General features: G+C 44.1%; 18 protein-coding genes, 1 tRNA gene and 2 pseudogenes. 6 read left to right on the forward strand and 15 right to left on the reverse strand.

Features of this window, described 5'->3' with window-relative positions; translation table 11 throughout:
- Positions 1–31: 31 nt before the first annotated feature.
- Positions 32–2884: a UvrD-helicase domain-containing protein gene (locus Q4Q54_RS05250; RefSeq protein WP_311987900.1), complete on the reverse strand. Its 2853-nt coding sequence runs from the start codon at positions 2882–2884 to the stop codon at positions 32–34.
- A 268-nt stretch (positions 2885–3152) separates the two neighbouring features.
- Positions 3153–3251, reverse strand: coding sequence for an AlpA family phage regulatory protein (locus Q4Q54_RS05255; RefSeq protein ID WP_248084376.1), 99 nt, complete (start codon positions 3249–3251; stop codon positions 3153–3155).
- 187 nt (positions 3252–3438) lie between these two features.
- On the opposite strand from Q4Q54_RS05255, the pseudogene Q4Q54_RS05260 reads away from it, so the two are divergent.
- From Q4Q54_RS05260 to Q4Q54_RS05280, 5 genes and pseudogenes are all read left to right on the forward strand, one after another.
- Positions 3439–3558, forward strand: a pseudogene (locus tag Q4Q54_RS05260) (site-specific integrase); the annotation flags it as partial.
- A gap of 135 nt (positions 3559–3693) precedes the next feature.
- Positions 3694–4101: a DUF2787 domain-containing protein gene (locus Q4Q54_RS05265; protein ID WP_311987901.1), complete on the forward strand. Its 408-nt coding sequence runs from the start codon at positions 3694–3696 to the stop codon at positions 4099–4101.
- Between the two features lie 108 nt (positions 4102–4209).
- A pseudogene (locus Q4Q54_RS05270) lies at positions 4210–4775 on the forward strand (site-specific integrase).
- Between the two features lie 81 nt (positions 4776–4856).
- Entirely contained in the window at positions 4857–5579 is a 723-nt protein-coding gene (locus Q4Q54_RS05275) for a lecithin retinol acyltransferase family protein (RefSeq protein ID WP_311987903.1), read from the forward strand.
- 305 nt (positions 5580–5884) lie between these two features.
- Positions 5885–6169: a CopG family ribbon-helix-helix protein gene (locus tag Q4Q54_RS05280; protein WP_311987904.1), complete on the forward strand. Its 285-nt coding sequence runs from the start codon at positions 5885–5887 to the stop codon at positions 6167–6169.
- A gap of 183 nt (positions 6170–6352) precedes the next feature.
- On the opposite strand, the gene Q4Q54_RS05285 is transcribed toward Q4Q54_RS05280, so the two are convergent.
- From Q4Q54_RS05285 to Q4Q54_RS05325, 9 genes are all read right to left on the reverse strand, one after another.
- Positions 6353–7096, reverse strand: a complete 744-nt coding sequence (locus Q4Q54_RS05285; RefSeq protein WP_263166378.1) for a hypothetical protein — start codon at positions 7094–7096, stop codon at positions 6353–6355.
- An 837-nt stretch (positions 7097–7933) separates the two neighbouring features.
- Positions 7934–8596: an inovirus Gp2 family protein gene (locus tag Q4Q54_RS05290; RefSeq protein WP_311987905.1), complete on the reverse strand. Its 663-nt coding sequence runs from the start codon at positions 8594–8596 to the stop codon at positions 7934–7936.
- Positions 8597–8935: 339 nt separating this feature from the next.
- Complete coding sequence (locus Q4Q54_RS05295; protein WP_311987906.1) at positions 8936–10399, reverse strand: YfjI family protein; 1464 nt, start codon at positions 10397–10399, stop codon at positions 8936–8938.
- A 37-nt stretch (positions 10400–10436) separates the two neighbouring features.
- Positions 10437–10649: an AlpA family phage regulatory protein gene (locus Q4Q54_RS05300; protein WP_311987907.1), complete on the reverse strand. Its 213-nt coding sequence runs from the start codon at positions 10647–10649 to the stop codon at positions 10437–10439.
- 118 nt (positions 10650–10767) lie between these two features.
- On the reverse strand, positions 10768–11844 hold the full coding sequence (locus Q4Q54_RS05305) for a cytoplasmic protein (RefSeq protein ID WP_311987908.1): 1077 nt from the start codon (positions 11842–11844) through the stop codon (positions 10768–10770).
- A gap of 172 nt (positions 11845–12016) precedes the next feature.
- The gene (locus Q4Q54_RS05310; RefSeq protein WP_311987909.1) at positions 12017–13252 is read right to left on the reverse strand and encodes a tyrosine-type recombinase/integrase; all 1236 of its coding nucleotides are present in this window, start codon (positions 13250–13252) and stop codon (positions 12017–12019) included.
- Positions 13253–13609: 357 nt separating this feature from the next.
- Positions 13610–13697 (reverse strand) — tRNA-Ser (locus Q4Q54_RS05315).
- Positions 13698–13910: 213 nt separating this feature from the next.
- Positions 13911–15905 carry a nitrate- and nitrite sensing domain-containing protein gene (locus Q4Q54_RS05320; protein WP_311987910.1) on the reverse strand — a complete coding sequence of 665 codons (1995 nt, stop codon included), beginning with the start codon at positions 15903–15905 and terminating at the stop codon, positions 13911–13913.
- A 287-nt stretch (positions 15906–16192) separates the two neighbouring features.
- Positions 16193–16825: a YchE family NAAT transporter gene (locus Q4Q54_RS05325; protein ID WP_006086441.1), complete on the reverse strand. Its 633-nt coding sequence runs from the start codon at positions 16823–16825 to the stop codon at positions 16193–16195.
- Positions 16826–17143: 318 nt separating this feature from the next.
- Here Q4Q54_RS05325 and adhE point away from each other — a divergent pair, with 318 nt between their 5' ends.
- On the forward strand, positions 17144–19747 hold the full coding sequence (gene adhE / locus Q4Q54_RS05330) for a bifunctional acetaldehyde-CoA/alcohol dehydrogenase (protein ID WP_311987911.1): 2604 nt from the start codon (positions 17144–17146) through the stop codon (positions 19745–19747).
- A gap of 237 nt (positions 19748–19984) precedes the next feature.
- Here the strand turns inward: adhE and Q4Q54_RS05335 are convergent, their stop codons facing one another.
- The 4 genes from Q4Q54_RS05335 to Q4Q54_RS05350 all read right to left on the reverse strand — a co-directional run bounded on the left by Q4Q54_RS05335 (position 19985) and on the right by Q4Q54_RS05350 (position 25711).
- The gene (locus Q4Q54_RS05335) at positions 19985–20929 is read right to left on the reverse strand and encodes a M14 family metallocarboxypeptidase (protein WP_311987912.1); all 945 of its coding nucleotides are present in this window, start codon (positions 20927–20929) and stop codon (positions 19985–19987) included.
- Positions 20930–21091: 162 nt separating this feature from the next.
- On the reverse strand, positions 21092–21550 hold the full coding sequence (locus tag Q4Q54_RS05340) for a GNAT family N-acetyltransferase (protein WP_106650363.1): 459 nt from the start codon (positions 21548–21550) through the stop codon (positions 21092–21094).
- A 242-nt stretch (positions 21551–21792) separates the two neighbouring features.
- Positions 21793–23844 carry a S9 family peptidase gene (locus tag Q4Q54_RS05345; RefSeq protein WP_311987913.1) on the reverse strand — a complete coding sequence of 684 codons (2052 nt, stop codon included), beginning with the start codon at positions 23842–23844 and terminating at the stop codon, positions 21793–21795.
- A gap of 322 nt (positions 23845–24166) precedes the next feature.
- Entirely contained in the window at positions 24167–25711 is a 1545-nt protein-coding gene (locus Q4Q54_RS05350) for a fumarate hydratase (protein WP_006081415.1), read from the reverse strand.
- Positions 25712–25825: the final 114 nt, after the last annotated feature.

Below are 25825 nucleotides of genomic sequence, written 5' to 3' on the forward strand. Positions count from 1 at the left end.
CTTGCGATAGCATAGTCGATTATTTTATCAGTCAACTGTTCACAGTATGTTTGCATTGATCATCTTTAATGCCGTATCCAGAGCATCCCCAAAATTTACCAAAACGGCCTTCTCGTTGCTTCATCGGACGCCCACACTGCTCACAAATTCTCAAACTATTCAGACAAGCAGTATTATTGCACACACTGGCGCTACGACCATCAACGGAGGGTGCACCACACTTTATGCAAACTCTTGCTTTACCTACCTTACAGCCTAATCCGGTGCTGCAGCTATAAAAATCACTATATTGCCCCTTTAATAAACGTAGATAACCGTCGACACAATAGGGACATTTGAAGATCTTCCGGTATTGATCCTGAAACGCTTTAGAGAAAATATTGATGTCATATTTGGGGGCCAACAGCTCAGTGATAAATTCTGAAGGCGCTGTCGGATCGGCAATGATGTAGGATTTCTTCTTTGCCCGCGTTATACCCACGTAAAATAGGCGGCGTTCTTCTGAATGTTTAAACGAATCCAAAATGGGGAGAAGCGCCTCGACAATCGCTTCATCTCGGTTTTCATTCGGAAAGCCATTTCGCCCCTGAAAAAAACCAATCAAAATGCAATAGTCCGCTTCTAAACCTTTTGATTTGTGAAAACTCCAAAAGTGAACCCCATCCAGCAATTTGCTGGCTTTAAGTACGGCTCTTGCATCATTGAGCAAATAGTTATAGCGCGCAATAACCGCAATACTACCTGCTGAGTCGTTTTCGCGGATCTTCAGTACAACCTCTTCAACACGCTCATAAACACCGTCTTTATTACCCACTTTATCATCCAGCAAATACACCTGCGAACTATCGACTTGAGTATGTGTTTCGATATATTTTTTGTACTGCTCAGGGTTTTCCATGATGAATTGACCTGCCGTGTTCGCAATACTGTTGTTATAGCGAAATGTCTTCTGGAGCTTAGTTTCGGTATAGCTACCGACCTTCTTACCAAAACGTGTTGTCAGTTCTAGTTTGCCACCAGAGAATCGATATATAGACTGCCAATCATCGCCCACTACTGTTAAGGTCGGGCAAGGCCCCTTATCAATGAGCGCCTCAATGAACTCCATACGAGCGGCTGAAATATCCTGAAACTCATCTACAAGGATGTAGGTCCACTCTGGAGTGTATTTTGCTTCGTTCACCACATCGGTGGCTCGGATAATCATGTCATCAAAATCAATCGCATTTTGGCTCTTAAGTTCTTCGGTATACCCCCGGTGAAGAGCTCCCAGAATATCGGCAATTTTTTTGGGTTGAGCGATACCAGATTGCTTTAATCGATCGTGAATCGCCTCATCAGAGAGACGTTCAACCCGGATTGCTTGCAATGCCTTTACTAACAGATCACTCCAAGTTGCGACCAGCCCTTCATCTTCCAGTTTCTTGAAGATCTCTTTGAGGTCTATCGGCGTTAGTGCAATACCTTCATCCATAAGTTTTCGCTCCAAGCCGGACTCCAGGGTCCCTTCTAACCATTCATAGTGGAATGTCTCAATTAGACGGGTCTCACATTCAGCATGGAGGAGCCGCTTATTTTTCATGGACTCGTTATAAGCAAGGTAGTCTATGTCAGGTCTGGTTTTTCCTTCCCTGTCTATGCCAAAGTGTTCAATATATACATGGGTATCGCAAATATGAAAGTCAGGTCGATAATCGAACCCTATTTCAATCCGCCGCTTACTCACATATGGCGGTTCATACCGATAGTTGATGCCGTTCATCACCAAAAAGTTGGCGATCTGAAGTTCTTGGTAACCTTTGACCTTCTCGCCATTAAGGGTGCGGAATTCATTGTCCCGAATATAACGCTCATAATTATCGTTAGATTTGAAATCAAAGGGATTTACAGGTTCTGGGAACAAGCTGATAAAACTCAACATACGAGTGTTGTCAGACAACAAATACCGTGTCAGCCAATCAGTCACCCACTGTTTTAACTTGATATTATCTTCGGTGAACACACTCATGTAGGTAGGGACGCCACATTCACGGAGCAATTTACGACCGAGTGCGTGAAAGGTTGAAATATGCGGCGAGGACTGCAGTTCAATACCGCCCTTTTTTGCTTTTTCTTCAAGCCGTTGTTTAAGCTCCTCGGCAGCGGTTTTGTTATACGCTAGAACTAAGATTTCAGACGGCTTAGCTAACCCACGATCGATAAGGTCGAGTGCCTTGGCAACCATTACCGAGGTTTTTCCTGTACCCGCAGCTGCCAGCACCATGTTTTTATCATTGGAACGCAACACGCCAAGGCGTTGCTCATGAGTCAAAGGATTGGATTCAACACGGTCAAAAAAGCTGCTTCGCTTCTTGAGTTGATGAGATTCATGGTATTCGCGAATAGCCTCTGGGTGAACAGGATGAAAACATACGATCTCTTTCACCTGCGAAATGAAATCTGGCGCCAAATGAGCATCCCAAAGTGCCTGCTGTTGACTATAGTTTCTCGCCAGTTGAGCACATAATGCTGTTATTTGGTCAAGCCAAGAATCACGCGGATAACGATTAACAACAAAAGAGTTAAAATCTTGGAAAACTTGAGAAAGATAGCCACATATAAAGTCAGCAATCTTCCCATTGAGTAACGCTACAAAAACTTCTGCGTGATGCTTAGAAAGAAAGCGATATTGTTCAATCTTAGAGCCGACGGAAATCGTTAACACGCCACCAAGTAGCCCTGGCACGTAGACTGCGAACTGTTTGCAATCTTTAAACGAGCATGAAGACACTTGTTCGTTCTGAGCAATAATCACTAGGGAATCATCGATTAAAGCAAGGGCTTTACGGCGCGAAAAATATTTTCCAATCAGGTTAAATTGCAGGCAGTTATTTGCGCTAGACATGAGCACGATCTCTTGAAAGAACGATCAGAAAAAACATATTGGTACAGTTACTTTGTGTGTTAGTAACTACAAACTGTATAAACTTTTTAAGTAAAGTGCACTTTAATCTATATTAACATGCAGAAATAGCGTGCTTACGCTCATATTTGAGCGGTTTTCGAAGCACAACCAGCAAGATACTGTCGACAGGAGCGTCTATTTTAGGATTTATTAAAGGCATTTCTGTCACCGCATAATTCCACTACGCTATCCTTTCCAGTATTCACTTTTACACTTTACTTTCTACCCATGCGGCAGCTTGGCTATCGAGTGACACTGGTTTGGGGAATGTTCCTTCTGCGATGTACGTGTAGATAACGTAGCGCATTAAACATTTGCAATTCAAAAAGTTAGCCTGTCAGACTGGCTTCATGATGAGTTCATCGGTTAGTGTCTCATTACATATGTCCTTCTAGTAATTTTTAACTTTTTCCTTATTCCCAAATCTTTTCAGATATATATCACTCCTGTGCAAGGCCATTAACTTGATATGTCAACATGACTATGTCTGAGCTTTTAGCCCGCAACTGGCCGATGTGTGGAATATCGGCCTTAACCTTGCCCTTAGGATCTACGACGTTGTCTCGATTAAGTTCAGTGATATCAATGGCGATAGGCTCATCATTAAGAAAAAGTAAACCAGTAAAATAGCCAATATCACACCCGCGCCCTTGTTACCCTAAGTGATTACGTCAAGCCTCTGTCGTTAACAACAATCTACCCCGCCTGCAACGCCCGTCGTTAGCGGGCTTTTTGTTTTGGAGTCCACCATGAAAATACACCACGAAACCATCCTGCCACTGCCAGAGCCTTTTTATGAATTGTTAGAACGGCAACTGGCCGCACTCAATAACCCGAGTCTCAACATCGTCACCCTGAACTACCGCGATCCCGACTACAGTGTGGAGAGAGGTGGTTATCATCCAGTGGAGATCAACCTCTACCGCCAGGGGGATTGCTGGTATCTCAATTACTTCACCGACTTTGCCTACTGCGGCGGGCCCTTCCCTGAGCTTGAGAAAGAAATGGAAGTGCTGTTTCAGGAGAAGCAGGTCTACAACAGCTTCTTTGGCCGCTGTAACCTCGAGCAAGCCGACAGCTTGGTGAGGTTGCTGCTGGAGAACTTCTGTAACTACGTGGAGATGGAAGTCTATCAGGTTCAAGTCAGCACCGACTGAACTTGGTGCCCACAAAGGTATTTTGGGAACCAAGCAACGCAGGCCCCATGCGGGTTTGCGATGTGCTGGTGCCCACATTCATTACATAGCCAATTGAGGGAACCAAGCATGAACGAAGTCGAAGCGGTCAAGAACCGCGACACCATCAAGCTTATCAGTTACCTGCTCGAACGTCACTTTGGTGAGCAGATGGCGGATGTCTGGAATATCGGCCTTAACCTGGCCCTTAGGATCTCTGACTTACTGGCCATCAAGTTCAGCGATATCGACGGCGATCGCTTAAGCATCATCGAGCAGAAGACCGGTAAACGGGCCAGCATCAAGCTCAACCCGAAGACGCTGGCATTGATTGAGGCGATCCACCTGCGCCACCCCGAGCATATCTACCTGTTCCAATCCCACCGTTCAAGCCAGACCAAAGACCGGCAGGCCCCCGCGAAACCGCTGACACGGCGTGCCGTCGCCAAAGCGTTTGCCTTTGTCGGTGACGATATCAAGTTAGCCCTGGGCACCCATTCGATGCGTAAAACCCGGGGGTATCACCTGTATCAAGCATGCAAAGACATTGGCCGGGTGATGCGCATGCTGCGGCATCAATCGGAAGCGGTCACCCTGCGTTATATCGGCATTACTCAACAGCAAATCAATAAAGCTTTGTCGAGCTAGAAATCTGAGGTCAATCAGCACGCCCTATTCAACCCTATTAGCAGATGCGACCTAGGGGTATCTGCGTTGTTTTTCTTGGAGTACATACCATGTATAAATTTCATCCAGGTGATCATCTGGTCACCAATATCGATCCGCTTGGCTTAACCGAACACCATGGCCTCTATGTTGGCCATGGCAATGTGATTCACTTATCTAAGCAGGGCATCATCGAAGAAATCGACCTGCAGCAATTTGCTGGTGGCCACAGTATCAGAGTGAAAAAGTCCACGCTGTTTCCCTATCAGGCCATTGAGCTAGCGCGCAGTCAACTGGGTCACAGCCCATACGGCGTTGCTACCAATAATTGCGAGCACTTCGTCAATGAATGCTTAGCGGGAAGTAGCACCTCCAATCAAGTCAGTAATCTCACCCACATTGCGCTGCAAGGCTCCGCCAGAGCAGGCTTACTGGGGAGGAGCGCGTCAAAGCTTGCCACGGGGACTGTCGCAAACGTCGTGTTAGCCTCTACTGCCATCAAAATGACCGGTGAATACCTAGGGCTACCCGACAACGTCAACACACTACTAGGGACACCTGGAGATCTTGTCGCTAAACCTGCCGAATGCCTACTAAAAGGCACCAGCCAAACTCTAGGTGAAAGTTATGCTTGCTTACGTCAAGGAGAAATAACTGATGCTGGGATCAAGCTCGTCACGGGCAGTGTAGAAACCGGCTTAAACACCGTGCTGACGACAGCAGAAGTGGGCATCAATGGCGTAAAAGCCGGTGCTGAGCTGATAGCCGATGCATGGCATTGGTTAAGGTCATGATGCTTCACCTGCAATATTGAGAGTACTCAGTCACCCATTAGCCAACCCCTCTAAACGAAGCGGCATCACTTACCGCTATCGTTTTCACTCCTATTGCGATTACGCTCAGTGCGTTAACGCTAAAGATTAGCCTTATACTGAAGCACCATTTATGCCCAGTTAAGCGATACAAACTATCTTCTATCATCCTTGAGCTTTATTGCGTTGCTCGAGCTGACGAGTAAACCGTGTAATCATTATTTTTTTGTACCACGTTATGCTAAGGTATTACCTAGTAGTACTAAGCATTACCTATAGAGTAACAGATGAGCACAATCAAACCCGTGTCGGTTAAATTAGATGCCGATATTAAAGCCAGAGTCGAGCATTTAGCTGAAACGCGTAAACGTTCATCACACTGGATGATGCGTGAAGCGATCCGTGAATACGTTGAGAGAGAAGAGAAACGCGAGGCACTGCAGCAAGAAGCGTTACGCGCATGGGAAGAACACCAGACATCAGGCTTGCATGTCACCGGTGACGAAGTGGTGAGTTGGCTGGAGTCCTGGGGAAGTGAAAATGAAAAGGCTACCCCTACCTGCCACAAATAGTCTTCACTGCCACTGCGTTAGCTGATTTAGAACGCTGACCTTTAGCTCTTCGTATTTAAGCCTGACGCTCGATGAATTAACTGACCGCTTTACCTTTTAAATTTAGACTGTATCACTGATGATAAAAAAGGCCTGTCCAATACTAAAATAATCGCCATAATATATCTGCAGCTCACTCCACTATCAATTAGGAGATAGATAGACTTCCGAGTTAAATACACTAGTCTCAAAAACCCTAATTTCACCTGCAGTCAATGAATGTGCTAAATTCGATAATTTCATGTAATTTTTATCATCCCAATGTTCCTCCGGTACCCATGTTTTCATTATTGGAATGCCTGAGTTTTCTTGACGAACAAAAGGTATATAGCAATTTCTTGTAACCACAACAAAATCTTCAAATTTCACATCGGCATCTGAGTAAATCATTCTAATTGTATTCTCATTAAATATACCTGCTACCGTATCAACAACGACTTTAATGCTCTGTTTACTATTACGAGTAATCATTCTTGCCATTGCATGCTCAGATATATACACTAATGCTCTGATACAATATCCATCATTTCGCATAGGCCGTTTTTTATCCACTACGTGGGAGCAAAGTGGATAAAAATGTTCATCTTTTGTATATTTATAACCTTCTATGTCAATAGCCGTGGCGCCAACATATATATATTCTGTTAGCTCTGCGGTTTTTCCCTTGTTAAAAGTTTTATGTTCAATCAATAACTCAGACAAAGATTCTCGATTGATATCAAGTTGTAGTTGATAAAAATTTTTCAATGTTTTATTTTTTCTTTCAAACGCTAAATTATGCTTATCATTCACCGAATTAAAAAGCTCCCTGAGCCGTCTAAACTCTCCTCGTATAAAAGCCTTTGCAGCACTTTCGTTAGATATTTTGATTAGTTTACTGTTATCCATATACACTCCTTTGCTAACTAAATAACATATAAGTAACGTCACATAAATTTTGTAAATTCTGGACTCGAAAAATACCTATCAATATCTACCTGACTACAGCTACTCGTTTGTTCATGGGCCAACAATTTATCTATTGGAATTATCACACCTTCAACATCTGTCGTTGACGTAGCTTTCAGCCTAAATGCATACCCCGAATCTTCACCAGATTCCCACACAAAGACGCATGACACGGAACCATAATCATCCCATTTTTTCCGACACGCCCTTTTCTTCTCAACAAGTTTAAGGCTCCATCAGGGCCTTTAATAGCCATTTCTACCGATGAATGTCGTGCTTTTCGCCATGGACTGCGAGTATGAATAGCTCGATAGTTTATCGTCATTGCTTTGCTCCCTGCCTCTATCGGTTGTTTCGTTTAAACCATCTATTATTTTAGCAGGCTTCATATCAAGGCATGTCAAAAAATTCACAACAAGTGACCGTCTTCGTTAGCTAGTTTATTGTAATTCCGAAAGTGGTCGTCCTATCTATGGCAATGACTATTGTTTTAGGGAACTGCTTATCGACTTTGGTGACACCGGTTATCTGGCAATGTACCAGTATGATGGCAGCGAACGATTGACCGTATTGTGTGTTCGACATCAAAAGGAAGCTGGCTATTGATCTGGCTGCGCTACGGAGTGTTCTAGTGGACTATGTCTCAAGTCTGCCAGGGTGAAAATGCCATTGCTCTATATGAACGCTAAAGCAAGGGGGCTTAATCCCTTGCTCATCACTCCTTTATTTTGACTCACTCCACCAGCAACCTCATTTAGTAAGCGAATCACTTGGTAATCATGCTGATACGCGACTACAACCAAAGTTGTGATTGCCATTCCCATAAATTTTCGTGTCAGTTTTAGCAAAATAACTTAATCTTTTAAACAAGTCTTGGTAAATGTAAGTGAAATCAGCTTGGTTACGACACAGTAAATATTGAGCATTTTCTGGGAAATGGAGCAACCCTTGAGCATTGAAAATATCTAACCTTAGTGCACTCGCCCAAGCTTTGTGTATTCTGTTATACATATTAGCCCGACCCAATTCAAATTTCCCTAAACTTTTATATGCATGGCCATTGAAGAACAAACAGACATGGTAATGACACTTATCCCTTCCACTCATCTCTTTAACCCAAATGTAAAATAACTCACTTGCATGAACCTGACCGTCAGTTGTGTTTCGTAGTTTCGCCTGATAATCCGCTTTTAACTGGGCTTTCAATGATTCGAAGAAACGGGTGATCACTGCTGTATCACTCGATTCAAACGTATCAGGAAATCGTAGATCAACTCTTATCGCAAACACCTTTGAATACTCCATGACCACGCCATTTATAACCTTTGTAATTTTATTCAGATATTCTTCAATAGCACCATTCTTAAAAGAAAGTGTTTGCAATCCATCATATCGAGGTGTTGTTAACACCGTTAAATTCCTATTAAAAATACTATCCATAACTCACCCTCCCTTTCCCATCATTATTTAAAGGGTGTAGTCAACCATTCAAAATTAATAAACTAAATTTGATGAATACGAAACACCCAAGCAATACACCAGACAACTAAATCAATAACATTAAGCAAGTAATATATAAAATACAGATATAATACTATTAAAACCCTAAATCAAAATTATCGAAAACCAACCAAGTTCAAGCGAAACTTTAAATTTAGATAATAAGTTTACTGAGATCAATATTTATCACCACTCTGAATTAATATGCATACTATGAGCAAAATAAATAAATCTTGAGAAATAAACGTTAAACGACTTATTTTGATTAAAAAGTAACACTCATGAATAGTGCGCCAGATTTTCAGCTAATTTGGCATTGTCAGGAGGAAGATCGCAAAATAAATCCATTACTCTAGTCTTATCTATCATAATTTCTGCCATTGGGTTGCTTTGCTTTATATAATCTAATACAGCTTGTAAGTCGGCTTTTTTACGAATACAGTTTGGACCATATTGTAAAATATAATTTTTTCTTATGTATCTTATTCCCGAAGCGGCAAATGGCTTCAGCCATTCGTTCAGCGCACATGCATCCAGCACATATTTAGGTGGAGGACAAAAGACTCGCATAAAATCATTTGAGAAATAACTTAACAACTCAACGGCTAACCACAAGGATTCTAAAGATATTTCAAAATCGTCTGGATGTTCAAAACAATGGATCAAGGCGGCAACTCTGGCAATGTTCTCTGATAACTTGGATGCATGGTCTCTTGCACATGCATACATGCCCCCGGGAGCCATTTTAGTTTCGATGTCATTATAAATATTCCACCAGACTTTTTCAGCTGCCGAAGAAAAAACCACCTTTTGTCGATGCCGATAATCAACTAATCCCAATGACTGCTCGAGTAGTTGTCTAATCCTGCAATTAAACTCTTCGATACCCTCACGGGAATGCCGATGACCATTAGCTTGGCGAAAACCACAGGTAGAAAGTGGCTCGCAAACCAACATCCGAGATAGAAAGCCATTATCACGGACATTAACGTTAGACTTATTCAAAAAGTTCTGTAACGTATCTGGTTGCACCATGATATGCATCGATAGTCGAATATCGTTTAATTTAAAAGATGGTGAGGTTTTTCGATTTACCGTCATATCATCACCACTCCACATCGGGTTAAAATTAGCAGAGTTGCTCATAACCCTACTTTTAAATATTAGATCTCCTTCACTGGAGCCGAAAAAAACATTAGGCAGATCATTTTTTAAACCATCAAGTAACGCTTCACTGGTGGTATCCTCATATATCACTCTAGGGGCTCGAGGTTTTGTAGGTTCTTGTTCAGATAATGCTACCAATTGCTGGGTTGTCTGTTCATTTTCAGCATTATCCAGCGTAATAGTCTTTTTTAATTTTGCTTTTTTTTCCTTATGTATATCCATCTGAATGTTGTAGTCTTTTAAACTTTTCTGATAAACAGCCTCTTGTTCTTTTTCAATACTTTTAATCTCTCCCATGAACAAGTTATCAACGGTCGATTTACGTTCACCCGATTGTGCAATGGTCATTACCATGAGTGATACTGGAGCGATTTTCCGAGTTGGAATTTCAACATTGAACACCCCTTGCATAGCGGTTGCCATCGACGTTAACTGACAAGCCAAGATCATACCGTCTGGTGCTTGCAGAAATGCTCTTGCTTCTTCAAACGCTTTCTCCATCTTAGGAGCGACGGTTAGATTTGGAACATAACCGTAGGAGATTGGAAATAATTTCTGGTAATAATAACTATTCATAATCCACCTTTATTTAATAAGTTAATCACTCTTAAGGTCAGTAAAATCTTCTACCTTGTAGCCACTGTTCGACTTCTTGCATGTACCAGCCAACGGCACGAGCGCCAAGGCAAACTTTTCGAGGAAAAAGTGGATCAAACCTGGGGGATTTGTGATTGAGTTTATCGTAGATAGTTGAACGCGAAAGCCCTGTAAGCTGAACCAAGGTCTTCAGTCTAATAATGGAATTGCTTGTGAGAGTTGTGTTCATAATCGTCCTCAGAGTTGTGAATAAACGTCTACAACCCTGAGATTAGATGGTTATCAAGCATGAATAAACGGGGTGAAAACGGTCCCCCTAGCTCACCTAAAATGCATTATTAATTGTATTATATGCGTTTTTTTGGTGCCCTAAGAAATTCTCTCGGTCTTAAAATTAATTCAGCATATTTAGCATTATCACTCGAAAAGCCTTCTCCCTCTGATCCCTCTAAAAACTTTTGTATTTCAGATGTTATATTTTTATCGTAAGCCTGCTTATGATGCCAAAAATGCTCGAGGCAGTGAGTTAAGTATGGAAACTGGCAACCATCTGCAATCGATTTAGTTTTACCGCATCGACCATCAGGATTAGGGTTGAGAAAAAAAGCCGCCGCTTCTGCCTTTTTTTGAGCATAACCGAGTTGATTCATAATCAACTCTACCAATCCTTTAGCTTTAGGTAGCTTAGCTGTTTTCCCCCAATAATAACGGAAACCTAAGATAGATAATTCGTCAAGGTCTGATTTTTTACGTAACATGTCATCAATATAGTAAGGACTATCTATTGGTATATCGCTTATAGATGTTTTTTTATCTACATCTTCGACAATAAATTTAACAACATCCATTTCATACACATATACTGAATCAACAGATGCCTTTAAATCTTTAAACTCATTTTCAATGCAATTATTTTCCTTCCATTCATTTACTGATTTAGCTGAAAAAACAAATTCTACTTCAATAGAATTTCTAGCAATAAACATATCAAACTCAGTCATCGAACCTTGTTTTTGGCGTAAATATTCTGTTTGACATCCCTTTCCATCAAGAATTTCAATATCACCATTTGAATCAAAAAACAAGATAGCGAGAGGATTTCTTACGCTGCATCGCCTTTGTTTTAAAAGCACATTTAAATCTTCTTTTTTCAACTGAACATATGAAGCATGTTTAATTAAGTGAGCATCAAATACTGGTTTAACGACATTAGGTTTACCCTTAAACCTAGTATGAGCATTTAAGCCACGGGTTGTGCGCAAATTTCTTCTGAATAAACTTTTATCACCTTTGTAGGTAACCCAGACATTTATGTTAGCGGGAACTTCAATTAAAACAGGTTTATTTTGTTCAAATAGATAAACCAAAACACTGGTAAAATCTGTGTTTAACTTTATTTTCGATAACTCTATAATTCGACCCATTGAAGCTACCACTCCACATTAACCTGCTATTTTTACTACTAATAGCAGAAATAGCACCAAAATCCCATTTCATTCTAAAATTTGAGACAAATCTTTTGCTTAGATAAAATAAGGATAAAATCACAGTAAAGCCACGAGGATGACCGGAGTGTTGGCCTAACCTAAATCCTCTCTAAACCACTTTCAGATCTCTTAAGCCAGTTACTGACAAAGAGCCCACTGCTGCAGTGGCAATATGATTGCTCCACCACTCCATTAACTTGGTACGTCGCTCTAGATAGGTAGTGCGATTATAGGCACTGCGGATTTGGTTTTTATCAACATGGGCTAACGCAGCCTCAATAACATCACCATCAAAGCCTTGTTCGTTTAAGGTAGTGCTCGCCAGCGAGCGTAAACCATGACCCGTTGTTCTTCCCTTTAATCCCATGCGCCCTAATGCTTTGTTGATGGTTTCTGGATCTGTGTGCTTTTTGGGATCTTTAGAAGACGGAAAAACGAATTGGCTGTGTTCACCAATCGGCTTAACAGTTTCCAGTATCGCGAGGGTATGCTCTGTAAGCGGGATAATATGCTCACGATTCATTTTCATGCGCGATTCAGGAATAGTCCAAAGTTTGGCATCAAAATCGATTTCTTCCCAACGGGCTCCGGCCGCTTCATTTGGCCTGGTCATTGTGTGCAATTGCCATTCAATCAAACACCGAGTCGTTAACAGTAAATTAGCGTTTGCGACGATCTGCAGCAACTCAGCTAGCTCTGCTGGTTTTAATGCCTTCAGATGTTCCACTTTGCTTTTTCTAAAAACTTCTCGAATACCTGACAACGGATTGGCATGAATGTAACCAGAGTTAACCGAATAGTTCATGATTTCATTCAGCAACTGAGCGGTACGTTTAACCGTTTCAAGATGCCCTCTCTGCTCTAGGGGCTTTAGCGCGGCAATGGCTATGGGAGCCGTCAGTCTGCTAATCGCAATACTTCCCAGCTTAGGGAAGGCATACAGCTCAAGCTTGCGCCAATTACCTTGAATGGTTTTAGCTTTAATACTGCCCTGCTTTGAGTCCATCCACATTTGCGCAATATGCTTGAGAGTTTGAGCGTTCTCTGTTGCTGCTTTTAATTTGTTTTCAACTTTAAGTAATTGAGGGTCGATGCCTTCGGCCAAATGTTTTCGCGCTTCTAGTGCTTTATCTCGCGCCTCAGCTAAGGATACGTCAGGATATGAGCCTAAACCAAAATAGGTGGGTTTGCTGGTGGAGGGACGTATGTATCTAAATTCCCATGTTTTCCCTGCTGTGCGCACATAGAGATAGAGATTGCCACCATCTGACAATCTATAGGGCTTTGCTTCCGCTTTAGCATTGAGCACCGCTTTTGCAGTCAGCTTATTTGTACTTCTTCCCATACCGTTCTCCTCCCTCAAATTAAGCCCCAAAGTAATGCTTGATTTTGGCATTATTTCGCACTCTAAAATCAAGCATTACTTATCACTGAATAAATTCAGATAAATCAGGATATTGCCAAGTTAAATCTGGGCTATAAAATCGAGAAAATCAAGTAAAAAAACGGCATAAAAAATGGGTATTTTTTGAAGTAAATAGTAATGCCAAAATTTGCCAAATTTCCTTGGCATTACTTTTGGCATTACTAAAGATTTCGGATGCTGTAGGATGGCATTAAACAATATAGGATTGTAAGTTATTGATTTTTATAAAAAACAGATAAGAAAAAAGACGTCCTAGGACGTCTTTAAACTTGAATTTGGCGGTGAGAGAGGGAGTCGAACCCTCGATACGTTACCGTATACACACTTTCCAGGCGTGCTCCTTCGGCCACTCGGACACCTCACCATATGTCGATTTATGTTAGCGTGGTTAATCTTTCACGTTTAACAATCGCTAGCGATTTCATATAGCCTTGCCGAGAGGCTTTCATCGTTAACGGAGCGGTACTGTACGCAAAAGCCTAAAGGGGGTCAAGTAAAAAAGACTCAGTTTCAGGCGGTTGCGCAATTGCTAAACAAACCGCCGTCATTTCCTGAATCTTTTCACCGTTTTATGTCGTTAATTGACGGTAAATTTGTGTACTTCTTTTGACATTAAATTCGCGTCATATGTCAGGGCTTTAGTCAGTTCCCTAAGCTCATCGGAGATCCTTTGGGTATTGAGGTAAATCTCACTGATCTTCAATGCATTACGGTTTACGTCTTCGGATACGGCCGATTGCTCGTGGGTTGCGGTGGCAATTTGCTCGTTCATGCGGTCAATAATGTCGACTTGCTCCACAATCCGTTTCAGTTCAACGCCCGCTTGCTCGGCCTCATTAACACTGTTATTCGCCTGCGCCAAGCCTCTGTCCATGGCTTTTACCGCAATGTTCGCCCCTGCCTTCAATCTATCTGTCATGTTTTTAATATCAGAGGTCGAGGTTTGTGAGCGCTGTGCCAAACTGCGGACTTCATCGGCAACAACGGCAAAGCCGCGGCCCATCTCCCCAGCTCGCGCGGCTTCAATCGCGGCATTGAGTGCGAGTAGATTGGTTTGCTCTGCAATACTGCTGATCACCTCAAGCACAACCACTATGCCATGAATTTCACGTTCTAAGTCGTTGATGGCTTTAGAGGCTCCACTGATATCATCGGCTAAGGCTTTGATCGCTTTACTGGTTCGGCCGACTTCGAGGTTACCTTCTTTAGCCTCTATATTGGCGGCGGAGGACGCTTCGGATGCCTGCACGGCATTGCTGGCAATCTCGGCCACTGTCGCACTCATTTCAGTCATCGCCGAAGCCACTTGCTCTGCCTCGCTGTGGCCCGCCATCACATCTTGCTCCATGGCGTGGGTACAAAGGTCCATTTGCGCTACCGCTTGCTGTAGTTTCGCGCCGCTAGCACGCACATGCAGGATCACCTTTTCAAAATCACTCATCATGTCGTTAAAGGCGATGGCAAGTTCACCAAACTCATCCGAGCTTGTTTGAGTCAAACGCACGCTTAAATCGTAATGTTTACGGGCTTGCGTAATGGTCGAATATAAATGATGCACGCTGTCGTGCAAGTAGCGGATCACAGATAAACTCAATATCAACACAATCGCTAATACTGAAATTAAGGTCGCAAGCACTAAGAACATTTTCTCATTTGCTAAGGATAATCTTTCATGGGTGGTATTGAGTAAATCTGCCGAGACTTGTTGTTCAAATCCACGTAATAACTCAATCCGCGCGGTCGATTTACTGAACCAATCTTCGGGACTTTGTTGCTGGATTTTTTGATTGTCTTGTTCAAATGCAAGCTGACGTAACAACTCAACATCGTGCATTGCCGCAGAACTCTGCAAACGATTAAATGCCGCTAACAAATCTGAGTCTGCTAATGCTAAGAACCGTTCTTGATAGGTATTTTGCTCCGACACTAAGGTAATAAATTTAGCGTAAACCTTAGGCTTAAATCCGGCTTGGCCGAATGTTGAACTTAACACCGCCCTTTCTATCCCCGCCCTCTCCTTTAATTGCAAAAAAGCACTAAAGGCAGCAGCTTTGATGGCGATTTCTTGGTTGGCACCCGTTTTTGCGGTTTCATCGACTATCGCCAGTAGTAACTTATTTAACTGAGTGTAATAGGCGACTTCGTCGGCGACGCTGATACTTAAACTGTCCACCTGTGAGCGAATTGAATTTAATCGCCCTAACTGTGAATTAAGTTCCTTAAGTTTAGGAGCAAATATCGCTGGCAGCTGATTTTGAGTGATAAATTGCTGATAGAGACTAAGCTGTGTATCCGTTAACTGTCTTTGGCTTGGTATTTTACTGGCGAAGGCTTTTCCTGCTGAGCCGATAAATCCTGCACTCATACCGCGCTCTTTTTGTAATTCGTGCACTAAGTTACTGTTTGTAACAGCCAACTCACTCAGTTGCACCACTAAGGTTAAATCTTGCTTATATTCATATTTTTCAATGAGGTATAATGTGCCGCAGAGGAAACAGGCTAATAAGGGAGGTAAGACAACCATTAATAATTTTTGTTTTAGACTGAGATTACCAATCCATTGCCATTTCATAGAAATATCCTTTTAAACTTAGTGTTAGACCAAATAACCAAACACTAGGTATAGCATATGATTAACCATATAACGACTAAGGCTTATGGGAAAACTCAGGTTAATCCTCTGATAAAAGAGGATTTACCTCATGTCTCATCAATAGCGTTAGATTTGGCTTTTCGGGTAAGGTGAACCGTGGGATAAACATCAAACGAGTCACTGATAAAAACAAAAAAACGCACGGGATAAACTCCAATACGTTTAAGTAAAAGAAGAAAAACTTAATCCTGCGGGGTAATAGGACGTTAGCTAAAGAGCTGCGGGAATAATCCCTTTACACCTGCCGCAATCACTTCAATACCTATGGATAGCATCAACAGCCCCATAAGACGAGTAATGACGTTAATCCCCGTCTTACCCAAAATCTTATAGATGACGGATGCCATTCTAAACAGGCCAAAACTCACTAAACCAAACACAATCACAGTAATGAACATCGCAATGATGTTCGACAATGAATTATGCTCGGCGGCAAAGACAATCACCGAACTGATAGCACCAGGTCCCGCCATCAGTGGCAAAGCCAAAGGCACAACCGCCACCGACTCCATCGCCGAGGATTCGCGGTCTTCCTCTTGGTTACGCTTCACTTCGCCTAACTTACCTTGCAACATCGACATCGCAATAATGGCGATCAGGCTACCACCCGCGATCCTAAAGGCTGATAACGAAATGCTGAACATATTCAGAATGTGCTGACCCGCCACAATCGTGACTAAGAGGATCACCACAACCGCAAAGTTAGCCACTTTACCCGTGTGATTTCGCTCAGCTTCAGTTTGATGGCTGGTTAAGCTCACAAACACAGGCAACAACCCGACCGGATTGATGATGGCAACTAGGCCAAGAAAAAATTTAACGTAAAGAGTTAACTCCAAGTTGCTATCCTTATGTGCGTGTCACGCCGTCTTCATCAAAATTTGCTTGAGGGCAAGTATAGTATCTCAAGCGCTATTGACTGAAAAATGAGATTTTTGAGGTTAAATCACAACTTCGAATAATATTTAGTTATCGAAGTCGATGCATTTTCAACGCAATTTTAAACAAACAAGTTACCCTAAGTGTAGTTTTATTACATAAAAGCCCGATATTGTCGGTGGGGTCACACTTTCAACGCGGCTTTAGGTGTAATTTTCTACCATAAAGAGGATTTAGTGAATGCCTTGATTCACTAAATCTTTTTAGGAGTATTAATCATGACAGTGACCAATGCACAAGAACTGGATCTCATGGTCGAGCGTGTAGCGAAAGCACAAGCCGAGTATGCGACATTCAGCCAAGCGCAAGTCGATAAAATTTTCCGCGCAGCTGCCCTTGCCGCTGCCGATGCGCGTATCTCGCTGGCGAAAATGGCCGCAGCAGAAACTCGCATGGGTGTCGTTGAAGACAAAGTGATCAAAAACCACTTTGCCTCTGAGTACATTTATAACAAATACAAAGATGAAAAAACCTGCGGGATTTTATCTGAAGACGTCACCTTCGGCACTATCACCATTGCCGAACCTGTGGGCATCATTTGTGGCATAGTACCGACCACGAACCCAACATCGACCGCGATATTTAAGGCCTTAATCAGCCTTAAAACCCGTAACGCAATTATCTTCTCGCCCCATCCTAGGGCCAAAGTTTCAACCACAACTGCGGCAAAGTTAGTGCTGGATGCTGCCATAGCTGCGGGTGCGCCTAAAGACATTATTGGCTGGATTGATGAGCCCAGTGTCGCACTGTCGAATCAATTGATGACTCACCCTAAAGTCAATTTGATCCTCGCAACTGGTGGCCCTGGCATGGTGAAAGCCGCCTACTCTTCCGGTAAACCCGCGATTGGCGTAGGTGCGGGTAACACGCCTATTGTTATCGATGAAACCGCCGACATCAAACGCGCAGTCAGTTCGATTCTCATGTCAAAAACCTTCGATAACGGCGTGGTCTGTGCCTCAGAACAAGCTGTGATTGTGGTTGACAGTATTTATGAGCAAGTAAAAGAGCGCTTTATCTCTCACGGTGGCTACATGCTATCGAAGGATGAAACCGCGGCGATGCAGCAGGTCATTTTAAAAAATGGCGGTTTGAATGCCGATATCGTTGGCCAAAGCGCCGCCAGTATCGCGCAAATGGCGGGTTTTGAAGTGCCGCACTGGACTAAGGTTCTGATAGGTGAAGTCACCGACATTTGCGACAGCGAAGCCTTCGCCCATGAAAAATTATCGCCACTGCTTGGCATGTACCGCGCCATAGACTTTAACGATGCCATGGATAAAGCCGAAGCCTTAGTCGCACTTGGCGGCATTGGTCACACTTCAGGGCTTTATACCGACCAAGATACCCAAACCGAACGTTTACATGCCTTTGGTTTTAGAATGAAAACGGCGCGTATCTTAATCAACACCCCAGCCTCACAGGGCGGGATTGGCGATCTATACAACTTCAAACTAGCGCCTTCGCTGACGTTAGGCTGTGGTTCTTGGGGTGGCAACTCGATTTCAGAAAACGTTGGCCCGAGCCATCTGATCAACAAAAAAACCGTCGCTAAGAGGGCCGAAAACATGTTGTGGCACAAGCTTCCTGCATCTATCTATTTCCGCCGCGGCAGTTTACCCATCGCACTCGAAGAACTGAGCGATAAAAAACGCGCGCTGATCATCACCGACAGATTTTTGTTTAACCACGGTTATTGCGACGAAACCATACGGATTTTAAAGGCCCAAGGCCTTGAAACCGAAATCTTTTACGATGTTGAAGCCGACCCCACTCTAGCCATAGTCCGTCAAGGCGCTAAGGTGGCCCAAAGCTTTAAACCCGATGTGATTATTGCGCTCGGCGGCGGCTCACCAATGGATGCGGCGAAGATTATTTGGGTGATGTACGAGCATCCCGATGTGGATTTTGCCGATTTGGCGCTGCGCTTTATGGACATTCGTAAACGTATCTACAAATTCCCTAAAATGGGCACCAAAGCCATGATGGTGGCTATTCCAACCACTTCAGGCACAGGTTCAGAAGTCACGCCTTTTGCGGTAGTGACAGACGAAATTACCGGTAAAAAATACCCGATTGCCGATTATCAACTCACGCCCAACATGGCGATTGTTGATCCTAACCTAGTGATGGACATGCCTAAATCTCTGACCGCCTTTGGTGGCATAGATGCGGTGACCCATGCTCTTGAAGCCTATGTCAGCGTGATGGCGAACGAATACAGCGACGGCCAAGCACTGCAAGCCCTCGACTTACTGTGCAAATATTTACCCGATGCGTACAACTTGGGCTCACAGTCACCCGTCGCCCGTGAAAAAGTCCACAATGGCGCCACCATCGCAGGTATCGCCTTTGCTAACGCTTTCCTCGGGATTTGCCACTCAATGGCGCACAAACTGGGCGCAGAGTTCCATCTCGCCCACGGTTTAGCCAATGCGCTGCTGATCAATAACGTAATACGCTTTAACGCAACGGATCTGCCCACTAAGCAAGCGGCCTTTAGCCAATACGACAGGCCAAAAGCCCTGTGCCGTTATGCTGCCATCGCAGATCACTTGAAACTAGGCGGAAAAACGGATGAAGAAAAAGTCGAAAAATTGCTTGAGAAAATCACACACCTCAAGAAGACGATTGGCTTTCCTGCTTCTATCCAAGAAGCCGGCGTCAACGAAGCCGACTTCCTCGCCAAGTTAGATGAATTAGCCGAAGATGCGTTCGATGATCAATGTACCGGTGCCAACCCACGTTACCCCTTGATTAACGAGCTGAAACAACTGTTCCTCGATAGCTATTATGGCCGTGACTATAGCGATAACAACTAGGCCATCGCCTAACTATGCTAAGCGTGTGCTAAATAAACGCAGCGCGACATAAATGAAAAAGCCCTCGAATGAGGGCTTTTTACTGTGTGATGTTCCGTGAATGACCTAATTAAGGAGTCGATGCATTAATCGATCGCACGTAAAATCACTTCACTAGCCGCTAACTCAACTTACGATCACTAAACTAATCATTCATAAACCTAATATCACTAAAATGGTCATCACAACAAACAACGACTAACGCTGCGCCAGAACATAATCGATGGCGCTGGTGATGGCCGCAACCTGCGCCAGATTACATTCGGCAGGCGTGGCTGTTGGGCTATCTGGGTACACTTCTGTCGTTGTGTTATAGATACAACCCGTGACACTGCTGCAAAGCCCTAATGACTTAAGCGGATAGTTAATCACCCCGTGCTGCACCACAGTCGAGCCAATGATCTCGCCTTTCTCGTCGGCAGGAGCAATGTGCGTCACTTTGCTCACGCCATCGATAATCGCTTTTTGGAAGGCATCCATTGAATGTTCGGTATCACCCACAGCATAAAAGCCATCTGGGATAGTGCCTTTGTCATATTCAATGCCATCGCGGGCGCAAAGCGCTGGGCGAAACTCTAACTCATCTGAATCTGTGGTTTCATGTAAATCCACATGCACATCAAAACCTTGCTCAACTGAAGTAACGGAAGCAACTAAAGCCATCAAGGCCGTCGATTCTTCTGCTGGGCTGTTGGCATAGAATGAACGGTTTGGATCGATAGCCTTTGGATTCCAGCGATTAATAGTCTCGTAACCCCAAGGACTCACGCACACGGCAACTACTAAGTTCACCTGTTGCACGTAATTCGCCGCTTCATTCGTTAAAAAGGCCAATGCGCCATGCACACCGCTGGTCTCGTAACCATGCACGCCGCCAGTCACCAGCACGTTTGGCTTTTGTGGATCAAACTGCTGGCTTTTTACCGCAAATAATGGGTAACGCTCGGCGTTAATCGACAAAGCGCCATATTGCACAATGCCAAGCCCAAGCGCAGACAGCTCTTCTTCCATCGCCTTGAGTGGCGTCACTACATCATCCTGATATGAACGCTTGATTTGGGTGCTCGCCAGCCATGCGGCTTTTTCAGTCTCGCCCCATTTCTCGCCAGCGGTGCCGATGGGATAAAATGTTAAATTTGCCATAATTCCTCTATTTTTAGTTCTATTCGGTAAAGTTCTTTTTATTCCAGCTCTTTTTATTCAAGTTCTGTTCGTTCAAGTTCTTTTCGCTCAAGCTTTTTCGTTGAATTGCTATTCAGTCGGATGATAGTGCTCGTGTTTGGATGATAAATGAGTACAGCCGACTCAAAGCGTCAACTGCATGGGAATATCGCGGATCCCGCCGCGCTCTCGCTCGGGTCCAAGGGGCACAAAGCCAAAGCCTAAGTACACAGCTTGTGCATTCAGCGCCGAGTTCACGGTAAATACGCCCGGATTGCCTTGGGCTAAACATTGAGTTTTTGCATGTTCCCATAACATTCGCGCTACGCCTTGTCCCTGCGCATGGGAGGCAACAAAAAGATGATATAAGTGACTATTCGCCTTCATCCCCACTACACCTGCAAGTTGGCCCGAGTCCGTTATGGCGACATGATACTGATAACCCATAGCAAAGTAGCTACCAATCGCTTCAATCGACATGGCATTCACTAAGATTGCAGCGCCCTCTTCAGTGCATGTTGGAGCGATAAAGTCTTGGGTTAACTGAGTGAGCAATTCGCTTATTTCAGGGATATCAGCTAAGGTTGCGGCTCGAATATTCATCTTAACTCCTTGATTAAAAATAAATCCATTACATGACGCAATAAAAAGCCAGAACAGAGTCCTGGCTTTTTAAGACGCTTGAACAAAAGACGCTTCGCGTAAAACACTTTAATAGTTAATCACATCAAACGACTCGCCGATGATAACCCTATCAGGGCGAGCCTTACGTCTTTTATTAAACTGTCATTCACTGTTTGTTATTAAACAGTCTGTCATTCAACAGTCTGTTATTGTGCTAGCAGTTACTGCTTAGTCCAGCGGTCCATCCAACCTAACACATTGGCATACCATTGCTCTAAGTTTTCAGGTTTTAAGATCCAGTGGTTTTCATCTGGGAAAATCAACAACTCAGATGGAATACCTTTACGCTGCATAAAGCTAAAGGCCGCTAAACCTTGATCATAAGGAACACGGAAGTCTTTCTCGCCGTGGATAACCAACATGGGCGTTTTCCAGTTTTCCACATAATTCACTGGGTTAAACTTCTCATATAAGGCTTTGTTATCTGAGTAAGTGCCGCCAAATTCATACTCTGGGAACCATAATTCTTCGGTCACATGGTACATAGAACGCATGTCGAACAGGCCAGCGTGGTCAACAAGACACTTGAAACCATCGTTCCAGTTACCTTGGATCCAGTTCATCATGTAGCCGCCGTAAGAACCACCGAGTGCACAGGCGTTTTGCGGATCGAGCCATTTTTGTTGTTGGCTCACTGCCGCTAGGCCTTTTTGCAGATCTTCTAATGGCTTACCGCCCCAATCTTGGCTGATAGAATCCGTAAAGGCTTGGCCGTAACCAGTAGAGCCGTGGAAATCAACCATAACAACGCCATAGCCTGCACCCGCCCATAACTGCGCGTTCCATCGACCGCTGAAGGCATTACCAAATGAACCCTGCGGTCCGCCATGTACTAAGTAGGCAATCGGGTATTTTTTACCTTCTTGGAAGTTAGCAGGTTTGATCCAGTAACCGTAGACGTCTTCGTTATTCCAACCCTTGAAGCTGAACTGTTCAAACTTACCGAACTTGATCTCGGCCAGTTTGTCTTTGTTCACTTCAGTCAGGCGCTTAAGGCCTTGACCATCTGTGGTGATACTGTAGAGATCGCCCGGCTCAACTAAGGTTTTGCTATCGAAAATCAGTTCATCGTTAGTGACCGCAATTAAGCTGTTTGTGCCATCGCTGTAGATAGAACGCACATCGCCAAATTGAGTATTCACTTGGAAAATAGACACTTGGCCTATGTCTTGCGCCGTGACGTACAAGGTACGATTGTCAGGGGCAAACATCAGTGAGCTTGGGCTACGATCCCACAATGGCGCCACTTCTTTAGTTTGGCCAGTGGTAGTATCGCGCAGCATGATGCCATAGCGATCCGCTTCAAAACCCGGCTTCTTCATCGCTAAATAGGCCATGTAACGACCATCGCTCGAAAACGTTGGCTGCGCATCCCATGCGAGATTATCTTTGGTCAAGTTCGTTGCAGTGCCGCCAGTAACAGGCACTTGCCACAAATCATAGTTAGTGGTCCAAGCTTGATCTTTGCTCGGCGCTTTAGCGCTATAAACGACGAATTTACCGTCTGGGGTGAAGGTCACTTCTTCCATACCCGAGAATGGTTTTGGCGGCGTTTCAGTGTCTAAACCTTGGGTGACATCAACAACTTTAGTCAGTTTCTCACCGTTGACTGCGCCAACAAATAAGTGGCTACGGGCGTGATCTTCCCAAGTGTCCCAGTGGCGGACCATTAACTGCTTGTATTCGCGCCCCGTCGATTTACGCTCAGATTCAGCGGTAAATTTATCCTTTGAGCAGGCTAAATCCTTACACTCTGGGAATACACGCATGCTGAGTACAACTTGTTTACCGTCGTTTGATAGTTTGTAACCATCTATATCCAAAGGTAAATCAGAAACTTGAACCGCTTCACCGCCCGTTAATGGCAGTTGGAATAGCTGGCTTGAACCGCTACGACCGGCAAGAAAATAAATCGATTTGTCGTCAGTGGCAAAACTCACATCGTGCTCAGTGCCCGCAGCAGAGGTCAGTTGTAACGGTTTCGCTTTCGTGTCAGTCAGATCCAATAGATACAGATCAGAACTGCCCTCTCCCTTATCGTTTACCGTTTTAAGACCATAAACTAATTTAGTGCCATCGTGGGACACTGTCGCAGAATGCATCTTATTGAGTTTAATGAGTTGTTGCACAGTAAAAGGCGTTGGATCGGCCGCTTGGGCAGATAAGGCCAAGCCTGCGGCGCCGAGCGCGAATAGGAGAGGAGCTATTTTCATTGTTATGTCCGTCTTTTGTTGAACAGGTTCGAGGCTTGCAAATATTCGATAATCATCATTGCTGCAAACACGAATGTTAAAAACGATCTGAGATCGTATCTTTTGAAGATAAGCTTGCCACACTATCGAAACAAAAACGCTCAGGCAAGCCAAATGGCGAACCTGAGCGTATTTTTTTGTGACAAAATGTCAGTGGCGCAACGATTTGTCTAAGGAACTGATATCAGATTACCGAAGCAACCGATATCAGAGCGCAAACTTAAACTGCTTTGCTTAAAAAGCCATCAAGTTCAATCCGCTAATGCCTTAGCTTCACTCCCACTTAGGCTTTCGCGTTGGCGATATTCACTTTCCAAATTGCTGGGCCAGTTTCATGGGCGTTCACGCCGTTTGAATCCACAGCCACAGTCACTGGCATATCTTGCACGTCAAACTCGTAAATCGCTTCCATGCCTAAATCGGCAAAGGCCACGACGCGAGAATGTTTAATCGCTTTTGACACTAAATACGCAGCGCCGCCAACGGCCATCAGATATACCGCTTTGTGTTTTTTGATTGATTCAACTGTCGCAGGGCCGCGCTCAGCTTTACCTATCATGCCCATCAAGCCTGTTTTTTCTAACATTAAGTCTGTGAATTTATCCATACGGGTTGCTGTAGTTGGGCCTGCAGGACCGACAACTTCAGTACCGACTGGATCAACGGGGCCAACGTAGTAAATAAACTTGCCAGTAAAGTCCACGCCTTCTGGCAGACCTTCACCACTTTCGATTAGGCTTTGAATGCGCTTATGGGCCGCATCACGACCTGTGAGCATTTTACCGCTCAGCAGAATAGTTTCACCGCTCTGCCACTGCTCGATATCCGCTTGAGTCACAGTATCTAAGTTAACACGGCGCACATCATCACCCACTTCACGGGTGATTTCTGGCCAATCTGACAATGATGGTGGCGTCAATTCAGCTGGACCTGAGCCATCTAAATGGAAATGTACGTGGCGAGTCGCTGCACAGTTAGGGATCATCACCACAGGCTTTGAAGCCGCGTGGGTGGGCGCCGATTTGATTTTAACGTCTAACACTGTGGTTAAACCGCCAAGACCTTGGGCACCTATGCCTAAGTTGTTCGCGCGCTCAAAAATGTCTAAACGCAGCTTTTCTTCGGTTGTTTGCGCGCCACGGGCCATCAACTCATGGATATCCACGCTTTCCATCAGCGCTTCTTTGGCTAATACGGCGGCTTTTTCTGCCGTGCCGCCAATGCCGATACCCAGCATACCCGGTGGACACCAGCCAGCACCCATAGTCGGTAACGTTTTTTCTACCCAAGCGGCGATATCATCTGATGGGTTTAACATCACCATCTTAGCTTTATTTTCACTGCCGCCGCCTTTAGCCGCAATCGCCACTTCGATATGGTTGCCTGGCACCATGTCGATATGCACCACAGATGGCGTGTTATCTTTGGTATTTTTACGGCTGCCCGCAGGATCTGACACTATTGATGCACGCAGAGGGTTATCAGGATTGGTATAGGCACGACGAACACCTTCGTCGACCATTTCCTGAATTGTCATATCGGTTTTGTCCCATTGGACACCCATACCCACTTTAACGAAGGTGGTCACAATCCCAGTGTCTTGACACAGAGGACGCTTGCCTTCGGCCGACATACGCGAGTTAATTAAGATCTGGGCAATCGCATCCTTCGCCGCAGCACTTTGTTCACGCTCATAAGCTTGGCTCATGGCATCAACAAAATCCTTCGGGTGGTAATAAGAGATGTATTGCAAAGCATCCGCCACACTTTCAATAAAGTCGGCTTGCTTAATCACAGAATTGACAGACATTTCATGGTTAGATGACATAGTAGGAGCGCTCCAGCAGCCTTTGCGGCCTAACTTGTTTTTTGTGTAATTCTTTCTGGGCCAATATGATACTCTTTCCCATCTTTTTGGGCTACATCACATTTTGAATAGGGT

This window comes from Shewanella sp. SP2S2-4 (genome assembly GCF_031932025.1).
Classification (GTDB): domain Bacteria; phylum Pseudomonadota; class Gammaproteobacteria; order Enterobacterales; family Shewanellaceae; genus Shewanella; species Shewanella baltica.

Excerpts from the sequence above, each read along its gene's own strand:
- Q4Q54_RS05250 (WP_311987900.1), bottom strand. The coding sequence starts at position 2,884 with ATGTCTAGCGCAAATAACTGCCTGCAATTTAACCTGATTGGAAAATAT.
- Q4Q54_RS05255 (WP_248084376.1), bottom strand. The coding sequence starts at position 3,251 with ATGCGCTACGTTATCTACACGTACATCGCAGAAGGAACATTCCCCAAA.
- Q4Q54_RS05265 (WP_311987901.1), top strand. The coding sequence starts at position 3,694 with ATGAAAATACACCACGAAACCATCCTGCCACTGCCAGAGCCTTTTTAT.
- Q4Q54_RS05275 (WP_311987903.1), top strand. The coding sequence starts at position 4,857 with ATGTATAAATTTCATCCAGGTGATCATCTGGTCACCAATATCGATCCG.
- Q4Q54_RS05280 (WP_311987904.1), top strand. The coding sequence starts at position 5,885 with ATGAGCACAATCAAACCCGTGTCGGTTAAATTAGATGCCGATATTAAA.
- Q4Q54_RS05285 (WP_263166378.1), bottom strand. The coding sequence starts at position 7,096 with ATGGATAACAGTAAACTAATCAAAATATCTAACGAAAGTGCTGCAAAG.
- Q4Q54_RS05290 (WP_311987905.1), bottom strand. The coding sequence starts at position 8,596 with ATGGATAGTATTTTTAATAGGAATTTAACGGTGTTAACAACACCTCGA.
- Q4Q54_RS05295 (WP_311987906.1), bottom strand. The coding sequence starts at position 10,399 with ATGAATAGTTATTATTACCAGAAATTATTTCCAATCTCCTACGGTTAT.
- Q4Q54_RS05300 (WP_311987907.1), bottom strand. The coding sequence starts at position 10,649 with ATGAACACAACTCTCACAAGCAATTCCATTATTAGACTGAAGACCTTG.
- Q4Q54_RS05305 (WP_311987908.1), bottom strand. The coding sequence starts at position 11,844 with ATGGGTCGAATTATAGAGTTATCGAAAATAAAGTTAAACACAGATTTT.
- Q4Q54_RS05310 (WP_311987909.1), bottom strand. The coding sequence starts at position 13,252 with ATGGGAAGAAGTACAAATAAGCTGACTGCAAAAGCGGTGCTCAATGCT.
- Q4Q54_RS05320 (WP_311987910.1), bottom strand. The coding sequence starts at position 15,905 with ATGAAATGGCAATGGATTGGTAATCTCAGTCTAAAACAAAAATTATTA.
- adhE (WP_311987911.1), top strand. The coding sequence starts at position 17,144 with ATGACAGTGACCAATGCACAAGAACTGGATCTCATGGTCGAGCGTGTA.
- Q4Q54_RS05335 (WP_311987912.1), bottom strand. The coding sequence starts at position 20,929 with ATGGCAAATTTAACATTTTATCCCATCGGCACCGCTGGCGAGAAATGG.
- Q4Q54_RS05340 (WP_106650363.1), bottom strand. The coding sequence starts at position 21,550 with ATGAATATTCGAGCCGCAACCTTAGCTGATATCCCTGAAATAAGCGAA.
- Q4Q54_RS05345 (WP_311987913.1), bottom strand. The coding sequence starts at position 23,844 with ATGAAAATAGCTCCTCTCCTATTCGCGCTCGGCGCCGCAGGCTTGGCC.
- Q4Q54_RS05350 (WP_006081415.1), bottom strand. The coding sequence starts at position 25,711 with ATGTCATCTAACCATGAAATGTCTGTCAATTCTGTGATTAAGCAAGCC.